The sequence below is a fragment of the Streptomyces sp. NPDC044061 genome (genome assembly GCF_056434305.1).
In genome coordinates this window covers 16,636-30,387 of sequence record NZ_JBWKFL010000069.1, presented here as the reverse complement: position 1 = coordinate 30,387, position 13,752 = coordinate 16,636, and the positions used below count along the sequence as shown (strand labels likewise).

Sequence of the window (13,752 nt, the reverse complement as noted above, 5' to 3'; positions counted from 1 at the left end):
CGCCATCCGCATCCTCGCGCGCTCCTGGCTCCGCGTCATGTGGGCCTGCTGGCGCGACGGCACCTGCTACGACCCAGCCATCCACCAGGCCAACACCAAGATCAAGACGCCCCCCGAGGAGCCGATTACGGCATAGAGGTTGACTCAGGGAACTGATGGGTTGAGGACTTCGTGCCGTCTGCCTCTGATTCCCCGAAGAAGGCGTGGGGGCCGGCGCCTCCACCAGACCATCGCCCGCTCCTGCCACCGCCGTACCCGCGCGCGATGGCGCATGAACCATCCCGTATCCCACGCGACGCCAGAAATGCCGCAAAGACCATGATCTACAGCAGAGGGGGCAGACTCACCTGCCCCTCGTCGACGCATAATTGCCAGGACTTGGAAACAGCCCTGCACCAGGCGCTGAACCCGCGTCATCATCTCCTGCGACTCCTTGGTCATCGCCAGGCAAAGAAATGCCGGTGTATCCCTGGTCGTATTTCCACAGTAGATTTCCGTCGCTAGGCTGCCCGTGGCTGCTCGAAGACTGCGATTGCGCGGAAATTCGAGGAGTTTTCAGAACAGTGAACGCGGAACAACGGTGGGGTGAACATCAATGGTCAGCACTGCGAAAAGTGCTGTCCGTCTCTTTCGGGGTGCGATTGTTCCGCGCGTGACCGGCCCAGTGGTCGTCGACTATCTACTGTCGCATCTGGGTTTCTTCGCGGTCCTGCCAGTACTTCCGCTGCTTGTCGAGCGACTGCATCCCGGGACCAGCCCCGTCTTCATCGGTGGCGCCCTGTTCTCCCTGAACTTCGCCGCCCGGGGCGCATCCCTTTTCTGTAGTGGTGTGCTGCATCACACCTCCGTACGCCGGGCCATGGCCGGTGGTCTGTTGCTGACTGCCGCCGGTTTCGCCCTGCTGCCGGTGGTGCCGGGTCGGTTCGGGATAGCTGCCTGTCTGCTGATGGCCGGTACCGGCATCAGTGTCAACGGGTTGATGGCGCGGGTCTACGTCGTGATGGCGGTATCGGCTGTCTCCGCCCGCAACACGGTGTTCTCGGCGGTACAGGTTGTAGTGAATGTCGCCGCCTCACTCGGCCCCATCGTCGCCAACGTGATGCTGGGCCGCAGCCTTGACGTGCAGTTGATGTCCGGTGTCGCGATGATGTATGTGCTGGCCGCCGTGGCCGTTGTGGTGGGACTGCCATCGGGTGTGCGGCCGGGAGACCACGATGTGCGGCCGCCTCTCAAGCTGGGCCTGCTGCGCGTGGTCGTCAATGACCGGCATGTGCGCCGGGTTTCGGTGATGACCGCGGTCGGTAGCTTTCTTTATGCGCAGTTCTTCTCCGCCGTCGCGCTCCAGATCGATGAACTGACGGGGTCGGCAGTATGGCGCGCGAGTTTCTTCACCGTTAATGCGGTGTTGGTCGTTGTGATACAGATTCCCGTGACCGCTTATGTCAGGCGGAAACTGAACTCCGGCGTCACGCCGTTCGCGTTCCTGCTCGTCGGCGTGGCGATGTTCTCGGGAGCCTTCGCTGTCATGGGCGTCAGCGGGGCGACCTTGTCCGGCTCATTCGTCGCGGTCGGGGTGTTCTCGCTTGCTGAGACCTTCTTCACTCCGATGGCTTACACCGCCTTCACCGATATCCCTGGTGACCGGCCCGCCGTCGAACTGTTCAACTTGCGGCAGGTCGCCGCCGCTACGGGCGAGTCGCTTGGTGCCTTTGCTGGGGGTGCGCTGTTCCTGACCGCGGTCGCGCACCAGATCCGCCCGTTGTACTGGGGAGCGCTCACGCTGGTGGGTGTCCTCGCGGTGCTGCTCTATCTGCGTTCCAACATCACGTCGGAGGTCGGCTGACATGCGCGTGCTCTTGATCGGCTACAACACGGGCGTGCTCACCGCGCTCGGTTCCTGTCCCGGTGTCAGCGTGGTGGTACTGGAGGAGCAGGACCTCTGGGAGGGTAAGAACCTCGCGGCCAAGGCGGGCGCCCACTCGCATCTGGCCGAGGTCCGGTTCGGTCGCTACCAGCAGGACGAGCAGTTCCTCGATGTCATTGCCGACTTGAAGGGGATTGACGCGGTGGCGCCGTGTCTGGAGTACGCCGTGACCGGTGCGGCGCGCGCCGCCGAGGTTCTCGGCCTGCCTGGCGCAGGCAGCAAGGCTGCCGCGGTGCTTCGGGACAAGCTGCTGTTGCGGGAGGCCACTTCGGCGGCGGGCATGGCCGGTCCGGCGTTCCGGGAGGTGGCCTCGGCCGCCGAGGTGGAGGCGTTCGCCCAAGGCCGTCCTTGCGTGGTCAAACCGGCAAACCGGCAGGCAAGCCTGGGGGTGGTTTTGCTGGACGCCGACGCAGACGTACACGCGGCATGGCAGGAGTGTTCCAAGGCCGACGAAGGCAACCAGATCGCCCATCGCCCGATGCAATGGCGGTACATGGTGGAAGAGCGGTTGTACGGTCCGGAGTTCAGTACGGAGTGCCTCGTCCAGGGGGGCGAGGTGGTGTTCATGAACGTCACCGCGAAGCGGACCGTTGCCGGTCCGCGGCCGGTGGAGGTCGGGCACTTGGTGCCTGGCGACGGCGGTGACCCCGGGCTGTGGTTGGGGGTTGCCCGGCAGTTGGTTGACGCCGTCGGCTTCGACACCGGCATTCTGCACGCTGAGTGGGTGCTCACCGCCGCAGGCCCGATGCTCATCGAATGTGCGGGCCGCCCGCCCGGCGACAAGATCATGGACCTGATCGACCTCGCCTATGGCACCAGCATCACCGAACTGTGGCTGCGCTCGCTCACCGGTCAGGCGATCAGCCCGCCGGACCGGGCGCGGACCGGGGCCGCGATCCGGTTCCTGACGTCGAAGGCCGGTGTCATCGACCGGGTGGATGGTGTGGAGCGGGCCGGCCGGATGCCAGGCGTGCGGTGCGTGGACGTGCTGCGCAAGCCCGGGGACCACGTTGGGGATCTGCGTTCCTCGTGGGACCGGGTCGGCTCCGTGATTGCCGTCGGCGGTACCCCCGAACGGGCCGAGCGAAATGCGGAGGAAGCCGTGCGCGAGATATCAGTGCGGATTCACTGATCGGAGCGGTTCCGTACCCATATAATTTCCGTACCCATGGAAGATTTCAAGTGCTCAGGCGAGCCCTGCAGCAATGCAGATTTGCAATCGTGCCGGTTTTTGCGGCCGTGCAAATTTCTGCGGTCTTCGAGGATTTCTCATGGAGTGGGAACGGCATGGGTATCTTGCAGTCTGAGGGTTTTCCTGTCTTGGTCGCGAATATCGCCGAAGAGGCTTCCCGGCATACGAGCGTCGCAGGTGCTGTGCGCTACGGAGCGTCACTGGGCGGACGGATTCCGGTGGAGATCGGCCTGCACGCGCTGACCCGGACGGAGCGTGGGCTGCTCCAGGCGGCGACCGACGCGGGCGCCGTCCTCAGCGAACCGGCCGAGCGGGGTGAACGGATCGTCCTGACGCATACCGGTCGGCTGCGGCTGCTCCGCGCTGGCGAGGAGATATCGGAGGCAGCCCACCCGATCGGCGTGGCCGAGTGGCCGACCGGGCGGTCCGATAGCCTGGATGCGTACTTGGAGCGACTGGGCGAGCAGGACGCGTCCGAGCACGAATCGATCAAATCGTGGCTGGTCGGGCTGCCTGCCGAGCGGGTCACCTCGATGATCGAGCGGATACGCTTCTCACTGCTGCACATGGCGCCCGTGTTGCTCTACACCGGAACACGCCATTACACGAACCTGGGCAGGAACAGCAATCTGGTCGGCAAATCATTGCGGCCCGATTCACCGCGCTGCGTGCTCACCTCGCTGTCCGCCACGCCGGTAGCCGAATGGGATGCGGAAGACGCGTCCTTTCTCGCCTGCATGCACGCACTGATCCTTTCTGGTCCGGCGGTGCGGGCCGAGGAGTTCGGCGGCACCCAGCTGCGCCCCGACCGCCTGGAGGAGTTCCTCCGCGAGCGGATCGCGAGCTACCGGGCGGCCGTACCGGACACCACCGGGCTACCCGCGGGCGAGCGGCTGCATCTGCTGGCTGAAGCGTGTGCGGAGGGCAGGGCCTCGGCGATGGCGGCGGGAGGCAACGCGTACCGCGTCATCCAGGGCTTGAACCTCAACAAGCGCGAGTTGCTCGTGCAGGAGCCGGTGACCCTGGCCGACGTTCCGGCCGCCGTGGTCGAAGCCCTGGGGGCCGAGCTGGGCTGCCCGGCGCCGACCGACTTCGACGAGGTGCGCGCGGCGTGCCGGGAAGCGATGCCGTACCTGTTCAAGCCCGCCTCCGACGGCTTCTCCACCCGGTTCGAGGAGGTCCTCCACGAACTAGTCTCGGTGGCCACCGAGGCGACCGGATCCGAGGTCGGCATGTCCCGCGGGCCCAGGCGCGTCGGCGAACTCATCCGGCTGATCGAGCAGGACAGCCTGGAGCCCGTCGACTGGACGACCGCCGAGTTCTACTGCTGCGTCACTCCCAGCCGGGCGTTCGCGGAACGCTTCGCCGAGATCAACGCCCAGCTGGTGCAGGCGTTGCGGGCCATCAGCGCCCGGATGCGCTACAACGGGTGGCACTACCTGCCGCACAGCATCGGCGTGCACGAACGCAGCGGGGACCGGGACTGGTTCTTCGCACCGACCATGTCCGATGTCACCGACTGGTCGGACCAGCACCACACCGGACACGTGACGTACGGGGTGCGCTACGCGCTCCGGGTGCCGTTCGGCGTCGAACTCGCCGGTTCGCACCGCCCCGGCCTGCACGACTTCCGGCTCATGCGGACGGCCGGAGAGCCCTACACACAAACCGACCTGCGGGGCGCGGTCGCTGTCGGTGAGTTGCTGCGCCTGCTGTACCAGGCGCGTGCCGACCTGCTCGCACGCAGGGGCGAAGATTTGAAGATCGTGGACTTCGGCAACACGTGGTACCAGAGCAGGTACCAGGCCGAGGCCGACATCGCTATGAATCAGGAGTAAGACAATGCCGCAGCCGGTCGTCATCTATCTCAACCTGCGTAGAACGCAGCTGGAGCACGGCGCCGCCATCGAGGCGGCCCACCGCCAGGGATACGGGGTCGCGCTGATCGCCGACACCGTGCCCGCGGGCCTGCCCGGGCAGGTGGTGCGCGCCGTACACAAGGTCGACACCTACGATGCCGCCGCGGTAGACGCCGCTGTCGACGCGATCGTGGCCGAGCACGAGGTCGCCGGCGTGGTGACCTGGTCGGACCGCGACGTGGAGACGGTCAGCCGGATCGCCGGGCGGCTCGGACTGGCCGCGCCGTCACCGCAGGCCGCCAGGATCGCACGCAACAAGTACCTGATGCGTCAGGCGCTGGCCGGGCACCCGGACACCATCCCGAAGTTCGCCCGGATCACCGACTGGGCCGGGCTGACCAAGGCGGCCTCCGAGATCGGCTATCCCGCGGTGCTCAAGCCGACCTCGGGCTCGGGCAGCAAGGGGATCTTCGTCCTGCACGGAGAGGACGAGTTGCGCGCAGCGTTCGACGAGTTGATCCGCTACACCAGCCCCGAAGTGGACCGGGTCTTCCAAGACAACCCCAACGAGCTCATCCTGGAGGAGTTCCTCGTCGGCACCGAGCACAGTGTCGAGGGCTTCGTCGTCGGTGGCGAGGTGCTCATCGCCGGAATCACCGACAAGCAGACCACCGAGCCCTTCCGGCTGGAGCTCGCGCACACCTTCCCCAGCAGTCTGCCGGCAGGCGCATCGGCCGCGGTCCGGCGGTTGACCAGCACCGTGGTGGAGGCGATCGGTCTGGACAACTGTGTCTTCCACCTGGAGTGCATGGTCCACCCGAACGGCACGGCCAAGCTGGTGGAGGTCGCGGCCCGGGTCGGCGGCGACTTCATCACCTCGCATCTGGTCGGACTGGCGACCGGGCTGCCGTTCGCGGAGAACGTGATCCGGGTGGCCACCGGAGCGCGGCCGGTGCTGTCCTTCGAGAACGGGCTGTTCGCGGGGGTCCGCAAGATCATGGCTGAGCAGAACGGTGTGTTCGAGGACATCGGCGGCCTGCACGAGGCCTTGTCCGTTCCGGGCGTCCGGCACGTGGTGGTCGAGCGGGCGATCGGGACGAAGGCGCAGCTGCCGCCCGCGGACTACATGTCCGGCACGCTCGGCGCGGTGCTCGCCGTCGGTGACTCAGCCGAAGCAGTACATGCCACGCTGGCCAAGGCGGTCGAAGCAGTGGACGCCCGCATCGGCCAGGCAGCGGGCTGACGCCGATGGCCGGACAGACCGTACTGGTGCTGGGCTGCGCCTCGGGCACGCCGCACGGGCGCGACCAGATGCGCAGGCTCAGCGACCAGGCCCGGCGGCGGGGCCTGCGGCTGCTCGGCGCCGATACCCCGGCGAACCTGCGAGCGATGCCGGACGAACTGCGCGACAGACTCGACGAGGTGGTGGCGTTCGACGTCCACCAGCCCGACGCCGCGCGGGAGTGGGCGTCACGCCGCCGTCACACAGGCGGCGTCGACGCGGTGCTCACCTTCCGCGAGATGTGCGTCGAGCCGGTCGCAGCGGTCGCCGATGAACTCCGGCTCGCCGGCAACACCCCGAAGGCCGTCCGCACCATCCGCACAAAGGACCTGTGCCGCACGGCATTGCACGCCGCCGGCTTCGCACAACCGCGCTGCGTCGTGGCCACCAATCAGAAGTCGGCGGAGAGGTTCCTCGCGCAGACCGCGCCGGGACCGTGGATCGTCAAACCCCGCGACGGCATGGGCAGCGTGGGGGTCTCGCTCGTCGACCGGCCAGCCGCACTCGGGGCGGCGATCGACCGGCTGACACCCGGCGTACCGTTCCTCGTCGAGACCTATGTGCAGGGGCGGGAGTTCTCGGCGGAGGGCGTACTGCTGGGCGGGGTGCCGACGGTGCTGGCGCTGACCGCCAAGACGACCGGCACCGGCTTCGTGGAGACCGGCCACCGCACGCCGGCCGACCTCGACGAGGCCACCGCATCGACGGCCTGCACCGAGGTGGAACGGGCGCTAGTCGCCCTGGGAATCACCCGCGGGGTGTTCCATGCGGAGTTCTGGGTGGACGGCGAAACCATTGTGCTGGGCGAGATCCACGCCCGCCCGGGCGGCGACTTCATCCACGCAATGACCGAGCATGCGCGTCCCGGTCTTGAGCTGTACGGCATGCTGATCGACGACCTGCTGGGCAACACACCCGCGCCGATCCCGCCGCAGACCATGGCGGCTGGGGCTGAATTCCTGCTGCTGCCCCCCGGAGCAGTGCACGCGGTGCGCGGCTGGGACGAGGTGCTCGCCGAACCGTCGCTCATCGCCTCCGAGTTGGCGACGCGTCCGGGCGACCGAATCGCAGAGGTAGGCGGTTCCGCCGATCGGCACGGGCTACTGGTCGTGGGCGCAGGCAGCACGGAGCAGGTGGACGTGACGCTGCACCAACTACTGGACACGCTGCGGATCGACGTGGTTCCTCCTGCTACCGCTGCCGAGAGATGACCCACCCGCGTCGGCACACCCCAGGCGGGGGCGCACCTCCTGAACAGTGTCCGGCCCGCCACCCAAGCCAACGGCGCCGCATTTCGCTCCAGTCAGGAGGTGAGGTCCAAAACGCGGACCGGCTGGCCCGAGCGAGCACTCAGTGGCGGTGGCAGCGATGATCGCGCCGCCGGGGCGATCCGGGGTCGGCTGCTCGACGTACTGGTCGTGTGCCGCGGCCCACATGTCCTGCTGGGCGGCGGGCAGGTCCAGGTCCAGGTCCAAAACAGTGCTGCCGGGCAAAGGCCGCCGACGTCGGTACGGGCCGCAGTCGAGACCGGACCCGACTGGAGCAAGGCCGCGGGCCCCTCCCCGTCGCCCTTGCCCGGCAGCCCAACCTCTACCGCGAACTCGATGAACGCCATCCAGGTCGACGGCGGGAAGGCCAGCATCCCGCCGTCACGGTCCTTCGTGTCCCGGACCAGAACTTTCGTCGGATCGTTGTCAGCCACCTCGACGCAGCTATCTGATTTCGTGTACAAGCTGGTGCGCCAGTTAGGTTCCACGGTCGTCTCTTCTAGTCGGTAGGCATCCGATCAAAGTGCTGAATAGCGGCCAAGATGAGGTCTCGAACAGCAGCCCCGTAGACCGCCGACTGTTGCAAGAGGGCGAACGCCTTGGCGTACAGCTCGATCTCACGCGGTTGCGTGACCGAGAACTCGGCCGAGTACGTCTCGACGAGTACGAGCTTGTCATCGAACATCGAGAAAGAATTGCCAGGCCAGATGCGCATGGGGGCAGAACGGGGGACGATGCCCAGGCTCAATCGAGCTAGCCGCATCACCGCCAACAGGCGGTCGAGTTGCCCCTTCATCACTTCCGTACCACAGAAGTTGGTGTACAGCGCTTGCTCGGCGAGCAGCACGTTGAAGATTCTTTCGCCCTGGTACAGGTACTGCTGACGTTCGAGCCGCTTGGCCGTGGCGGCTTCGGTGTCGTCCGGGATCTCGTAGTAGTCGCGTACCTGTTTGAAGGTCTCGGCCGCATACTCGGCGGTCTGGAGCGTCCCCCAGATGACCGTCGGGTGCCAGATCCGGAAGATCTTGGTCTTCGAGTAGACCGGCAGGGCTGCCTTCTGCCTCTTTTCTGCGCCGGTTGCCAGTTGTCGGCGCCACTCAAGCCACAACTCGTCGATATGACGTACTGTGGCGATCAGGTCATCCAACTGGTCTTCGCGACTGGTCTGCCGGCACCAGGCGCGGATGTCCTGCTCGCTGGCGTTCTGCTTCCCGTTCTCGATGCGGGAAACCTTGGACTCCGCCCACCCTGTAGCCAGCGCGAATGCCCGGCCGCTCGCGAACCCCGCATCCTTGCGGAATCCGCGAAGCCGGGCACCCAGCGCCTCTCGTGCCTCTTGTGCTTGGTTGCTCATTGAAGGGTCAGGGCTTGTACTCGGCGTGGGGGATGGCGACGGCCCAGAGCAGGTCGCGCAGGCGGATGCACTCGGCCACAGTGTCGGGATCTTCGACCATCTCGGACCCGAGGACGCACCCCTCGGAATCGAAGTGGCCCACGGCGAGAAGGCGATCGTCGTACAGCCACCAGTCATTCCCCTGCACGGGGAAGGTGATCCCTTCGGGCAGCAGGTGTCGCGGCAGCCAGCGGATGTCTTCGCCAACCTCGATGTTGAGGCGGGTAAGCGAGTGCTCCCAGGTGACGTACTGGCTGTGCGGCTCCGTAACCACCCGAACGCGACGAACCGTCTTGCCTTCGCCCGTGACGTGCTTCATGAGCGTCTTCCACTCGTCGAGCCAGGCGTAGTCGTCGGGCTCGCCCCTCTTCCACTGGGTGTATGGCGTGTCCTCGATGGGCGACCCGTAGTTGTCCCTCAGTTCCAAGTGGAAGGCGTCCCGTTCGAACTGGTTGAACAGCTCGTCACGCTGTCCCGGGGTGATCAGGTCCACTGTCTTCCTCCAGTAGGGCCGTGATCGAGGACTTGGGGACCTCGATGCAGCTCTCATAGTCGGGCATGCGCATCTGGCTCAAAGCTTCGGCGTCGTGCATCTCAGGGCCTTGAAGGACGCACGTTCCCTGTGCGGTGACGAGCATGATCGGGTCGATGAACTTCTTGATCTCGCCGGACGCCTGGCCGTCCTTGGTCAGGTGCTCGAACAACTCGGTCGGCACCTCGATGACGGTCTGGTCCGCCAGCACGTCGAGCTGCATGAGCAAGTCGTTCGCGTACACCTTCCAGCCTTGGATGACGTAGGTGTCCTGGTCACTGGCGTACAGGGTGGGGCTGTCTCCGGGGGTGGAGTTCTTCCCCAGGAACGTTAGCTGCATGGCTGCTCTCCCGTCCGCTGTCTTGCACCGGATTGCGTGACATGTTGATGGTCGCGAGCCCATTCGAGGCCGTCAATCGACTTGCTGCAAACTCGCGCAATCTGCTTGGGACTTGGGCTAGGACCGCTCTACGTTCATCTACGGACCCAGACCCGCTCAGGCGGAACCGAGGGGAGATGCGTGGTGGCGAGCGTGATCGAGGAACGTGTAATCACCGAGGCCGAAGCGGCGAGCTTGCCCATCGATGTGCAGACGATCTCCGCGACCGTCGACCTGGCTCTTGGGATGAGCCTTAGCACATCGAAGCGCGTGGACATCGACGCGAGCGTAGGCGAGCTGACCGGGTTCTTGAACCTGCTCAGGGGTCAGTGCCTCGGTGAGGACGAGGACCAAGACGTATTGAGGCTCTTGGGCATGGTGAACCGGCACTTGGCCCTGAGCAATCGGCCGACGAGCCGTTCGCAGGTCTACGAGGCGTTCAACTACATGCGCGACGCAGCAGTGTTCGCCAGTGCTCTGTTGTCGGCCTACACGCAGCGGAATGGGAACGACCCCTCGTGAAAGCTGTGCTGCGGATCGTGGAGTACACGACCACCCGAGATCCCGGAGGGGAAGTCACCTACAAGGCGCGGTGCGTCTCGGGAGACGAAAAGGAGTGCGGGGTCGAGTCCCTGATGGTCGCCCGCAACCGGCGCCGTACTGACGTGGACTCCAATCTGGACCGGCCCCGGAACGTCGGCCCGCTGTGTTTCGGGGTGTCCAAGGCCGACGCACGTGTATGGGCAACAGCCCACAACATCGGCTCGCCCTTCCAGCGCGCCCGCAGGACCACCGTCACCACCACGGGCAAGCCGCTGCAGCACAAACGCGGCACCAACGAGAGCGTCTACGTCCTGCCCGACGCGAACGTCCAGCAAGCCGCCGTGGACGTGATCGCGGCCGGCGCCGAGGAAGCCCTCGAACAGGCCCGCGACTACACCTTCAAGGGGCGGCTCTCGGACGCGGTCGACGCGGCCCACCAGGAGACCGCGACAGCGGACTGCGCGGACCAGGAGACCAGCCCCTGGCCGGACCCGAGCGGCGGATGCGGCGCCGACTTCCTGCTCTGCCTGTCCTGCGAGAACTCCCGGGTCCACACCGGACATCATCCGCGCCTCGCCCTCCTGCGCCGCCAGTTGATATCGCTCCGCTCCACCTGGCCGGAGAGGCTCTGGCGCAAGCGATGGGACGAGCATCTTCAGCGTCTCGATGACCTGCGGGCAAAGGTCAACGAGAGGACCTGGGACGCCGCTCTGGCTCGGATCACCGATCGCGACCGCATGATCGTCGACCATCTACTCAACGGGGACCTCGCCTCATGACGACAGCTCTGACCCTCGAGGCCGATCCCTACATCCTTCCCCTGCCGGGGCCGGAGAGCCCGGTGGTCCTGGACCGGTGGATCAGCGCCGGCAACACCCACCCCAACTCCCGGTACAGCGAGGACGTCTGGTCGATGGGACCGCTGACCGACAATCCCGGGGAGAGCATCCACAAGATCAATTTGAGGAGGTGCCCCGCCACCCTGCGGAGTGAGTTCCGGCGCCTCATCTGGGTCCTGATCAACGGCGAGCTGCGCCCCACCTACGTACAGGAACGGGGATTTCAGAACCGGTCACGTGACGGCGTGATCAGCATGCGCGACAACATCCTGCAGTGGATGAAGTTCGCGCGCTGGCTCGACCGGCAGGGCGTGTCCCAGGTCAGTGACTGCACCGTGGAGCACTGGAAGGCGTACGCCGCCAAGTGCACCAGCGGCTGCACGCGCGTTCATGCGCAGACGGTCTGCGCTGGCTCTCGGACCTGTGGGCCTTCGACCAGCTGTCGGCCAGCCCCTGCGGCGTTACGCAGCCGCCCTGGGAGAGCGAGGGCATCGACGACTACCTGCCGGCCGATACGGGAGAGGCGGGCGGGGAGAACAAGACCGAGCCTCTGGACCCGACCGTGATCGGCCCCTTGCTGACCTGGTCGATCCGCATGGTCGAGGACTTCTCCGCCGACATCCTGGCCGCCTGGGCCGAGCGCCGCCGCATGCACGCCCGCGTGGAGGCCACCCCGAGCACCCGCAGGGGTCTGGCGGCCGTCAAGAACTATCTGCAGCCCCGGGTCGATTCTGGGGCGCTCCTGCCCGCCACCGTGAGCCGAAAGCACGGCATCACCCTGGCCCACCACTACGTCGCGGCGGTCACGGGAGCCAGCTGGAACCAGGTCCACGACTTCGCCACTCGGCGCGGCCTCCGTGTGCTCGTCGCCCGGCGGCCCGGCCCCAGCCCGATGAAGGTGCCGGTGACGGGCCGGATCGAGGGGCGCCCCTGGCGCGAGTTCATGGACTACGAGGAAACACCGATCCTGGTGCGGCACCTGGCCACGGCCGCCGCTCTCGTGATCTTGTACTTGACCGGGATGCGCCCCCAGGAGGCCAGGTCGCTACGGTCTGGCTGCTGCCCGGACCCGGAACCGAACCCCGATGGCTCCATGCCGCGGCATCTGATCCGAGCCCACCACTACAAGAACGTCCGCGACTCCGACGGCCACCACGTCTCCGCTGGTGAGGAGCGCGCCGTCCCCTGGGTCACGATCACCCCTGTCGTCAACGCCATCCGCGTCCTGGAACGCATCGTCCCCGCAGGCGAACTCCTGTTCAGCTCCACCCACCACGATGTCATCGGCCAGCGTAAGCACCACGGCGCGCTGAAACGGGGCACCCTGGACCGCCGCGTGGAGAATCGCCACCGACCAGGGCCTGCCGGACCAGATGGTGCCGGAGGACCCGCACGGCAACCTTGGGCTGAGCCGCCTGCGCAGAACTTTGGCTTGGCATATCGCCCGCCGCCCCGGCGGTCTGGTCGCCCTCGCCATCCAGTACGGACACATGCGTACCGCCTTGGACGCCCGCACCTCAACCGGGTACGGCGACCGCGGTCGCCGAGGGTTCCACGGGGAGCTCGACGTCGAGACCGCTCTCGCCGCCGCGCAGACCCCAGCACGGCTGCGCGACGCCGCGGCGGCCGGCGAGAAGATATCCGGTGCCGCCACGCGGCGGGCTCTCATCGGAGCCACCTCGATGCCCAGCTTCGAAGGTGCCCTGACCACACCGAAGGCCGCTGCCAAGTTCCTCTCGCGCGACGGCCTTGTGCTCTTCGACAACCCGGACGCGTTCCTCATCTGCGCCTTCAAGCGCGACACCGCCCTGTGCGACCCGGATCCGGGGGCGACGGCACCCAACCAGTTCGCCTGCCAGCTCAGCTGCGGCAACGCGCTCCGCACCGACAGCCATGCGCAGGCGGCGCGAGAGCACGCTGACCGACTCGATGCGAAGGCGGCCCTGATGCCCCAGCCCCTGGGCGACCGGCTTCGGCTGACCGCCGACCGCTTCCGCGCTCTTGCCGATGCCCACGACGCCGCCGCCCAGTCCGCCGAGGAGGCCATCGCATGAACCAACGGCACGAGGACGAACGTTCCCGCATCCGCGCGGCCATGCACCGCCTCCTGGCCGGCGAGCCCACCTGCTCCAACGGCAGCCTCACGGCCGCCGCGCTCGCCGCAGAGGCTGGCGTCCACCGTATGGCGCTGCAGAAGCGCCACGCCGACCTGAAGGAGGAGTTCTACGCGCGGGTGCGTACCGAGACGCACCAGACGCCGGAAGTCGAAAGGCGGCTTCGCAAGGAGGTTGTCCGCCTGAAGGAAGCTCTCAAGGACTCCCGTGCTACCGAGGCTGAGTCCCGGCATCGAGCCGAGCAGATGGCCCTCGCGGCAGCCGTCCTCATCCTCCGGCAACCTGACATCCGGGAACCTGCCGCCGAGAACGTCATCCCGCTCCGCCCGGCCGGCGACTGACAAGCAGGGGCCGCGAGGTCGCGGCATCGGGGCCCGTCATCACGCGTGCATCACGTCAGTCCAGGGCTGGTCGTACCGGACAGCCG

14 protein-coding genes are annotated in these 13,752 nt (G+C 66.8%); 9 read left to right on the top strand and 5 right to left on the bottom strand.

Going from position 1 to position 13,752, the window contains the following annotated elements; genetic code table 11:
- The first annotated feature begins 652 nt into the window (after positions 1–652).
- From AC07CM_RS46530 to AC07CM_RS46510, 5 genes are read left to right on the top strand one after another with little or no spacing between them, the layout of a single operon-like run.
- The gene (locus tag AC07CM_RS46530; protein ID WP_478882632.1) at positions 653–1,843 is read left to right on the top strand and encodes an MFS transporter; all 1,191 of its coding nucleotides are present in this window, start codon (positions 653–655) and stop codon (positions 1,841–1,843) included.
- A gap of 1 nt (position 1,844) precedes the next feature.
- The gene (locus tag AC07CM_RS46525; protein WP_478882631.1) at positions 1,845–3,056 is read left to right on the top strand and encodes an ATP-grasp domain-containing protein; all 1,212 of its coding nucleotides are present in this window, start codon (positions 1,845–1,847) and stop codon (positions 3,054–3,056) included.
- A 50-nt stretch (positions 3,057–3,106) separates the two neighbouring features.
- Entirely contained in the window at positions 3,107–4,954 is a 1,848-nt protein-coding gene (locus AC07CM_RS46520; protein WP_478882630.1) for a hypothetical protein, read from the top strand.
- A 4-nt stretch (positions 4,955–4,958) separates the two neighbouring features.
- Positions 4,959–6,218, top strand: coding sequence for an ATP-grasp domain-containing protein (locus tag AC07CM_RS46515; protein ID WP_478882629.1), 1,260 nt, complete (start codon positions 4,959–4,961; stop codon positions 6,216–6,218).
- 5 nt (positions 6,219–6,223) lie between these two features.
- Entirely contained in the window at positions 6,224–7,468 is a 1,245-nt protein-coding gene (locus AC07CM_RS46510; RefSeq protein WP_478882628.1) for an ATP-grasp domain-containing protein, read from the top strand.
- A 92-nt stretch (positions 7,469–7,560) separates the two neighbouring features.
- On the opposite strand, the gene AC07CM_RS46505 is transcribed toward AC07CM_RS46510, so the two are convergent.
- Genes AC07CM_RS46505 through AC07CM_RS46490 form a run of 4 tightly spaced genes read right to left on the bottom strand, consistent with a single transcriptional unit; the run spans position 7,561 to position 9,790 of the window.
- Positions 7,561–8,013: a DUF397 domain-containing protein gene (locus tag AC07CM_RS46505; protein ID WP_478882627.1), complete on the bottom strand. Its 453-nt coding sequence runs from the start codon at positions 8,011–8,013 to the stop codon at positions 7,561–7,563.
- Between the two features lie 11 nt (positions 8,014–8,024).
- Complete coding sequence (locus tag AC07CM_RS46500) at positions 8,025–8,879, bottom strand: helix-turn-helix domain-containing protein (protein WP_478882626.1); 855 nt, start codon at positions 8,877–8,879, stop codon at positions 8,025–8,027.
- Between the two features lie 7 nt (positions 8,880–8,886).
- Positions 8,887–9,411 (bottom strand): DUF6879 family protein, encoded by a 525-nt coding sequence (locus tag AC07CM_RS46495; RefSeq protein ID WP_478882625.1) that lies wholly within the window; start codon positions 9,409–9,411, stop codon positions 8,887–8,889.
- Positions 9,383–9,790 carry a hypothetical protein gene (locus AC07CM_RS46490; protein WP_478882624.1) on the bottom strand — a complete coding sequence of 136 codons (408 nt, stop codon included), beginning with the start codon at positions 9,788–9,790 and terminating at the stop codon, positions 9,383–9,385. The genes AC07CM_RS46495 and AC07CM_RS46490 overlap by 29 nt, the downstream gene beginning before the upstream one ends.
- Positions 9,791–9,982: 192 nt before the next feature.
- Here AC07CM_RS46490 and AC07CM_RS46485 point away from each other — a divergent pair, with 192 nt between their 5' ends.
- Complete coding sequence (locus tag AC07CM_RS46485; protein ID WP_478882623.1) at positions 9,983–10,351, top strand: hypothetical protein; 369 nt, start codon at positions 9,983–9,985, stop codon at positions 10,349–10,351.
- Positions 10,348–11,151 carry a hypothetical protein gene (locus AC07CM_RS46480; RefSeq protein ID WP_478882622.1) on the top strand — a complete coding sequence of 268 codons (804 nt, stop codon included), beginning with the start codon at positions 10,348–10,350 and terminating at the stop codon, positions 11,149–11,151. Before AC07CM_RS46485 ends, AC07CM_RS46480 begins: the two co-directional genes overlap by 4 nt.
- 1,105 nt (positions 11,152–12,256) lie before the next feature.
- On the opposite strand, the gene AC07CM_RS46475 is transcribed toward AC07CM_RS46480, so the two are convergent.
- On the bottom strand, positions 12,257–12,562 hold the full coding sequence (locus AC07CM_RS46475) for a hypothetical protein (RefSeq protein WP_478882621.1): 306 nt from the start codon (positions 12,560–12,562) through the stop codon (positions 12,257–12,259).
- Positions 12,563–12,701: 139 nt separating this feature from the next.
- Between AC07CM_RS46475 and AC07CM_RS46470 the strand changes: the two genes are divergently transcribed.
- Positions 12,702–13,265, top strand: a complete 564-nt coding sequence (locus AC07CM_RS46470; RefSeq protein WP_478882620.1) for a hypothetical protein — start codon at positions 12,702–12,704, stop codon at positions 13,263–13,265.
- The gene (locus tag AC07CM_RS46465; RefSeq protein ID WP_478882619.1) at positions 13,262–13,666 is read left to right on the top strand and encodes a hypothetical protein; all 405 of its coding nucleotides are present in this window, start codon (positions 13,262–13,264) and stop codon (positions 13,664–13,666) included. Before AC07CM_RS46470 ends, AC07CM_RS46465 begins: the two co-directional genes overlap by 4 nt.
- The last annotated feature ends 86 nt before the right edge of the window (positions 13,667–13,752 follow it).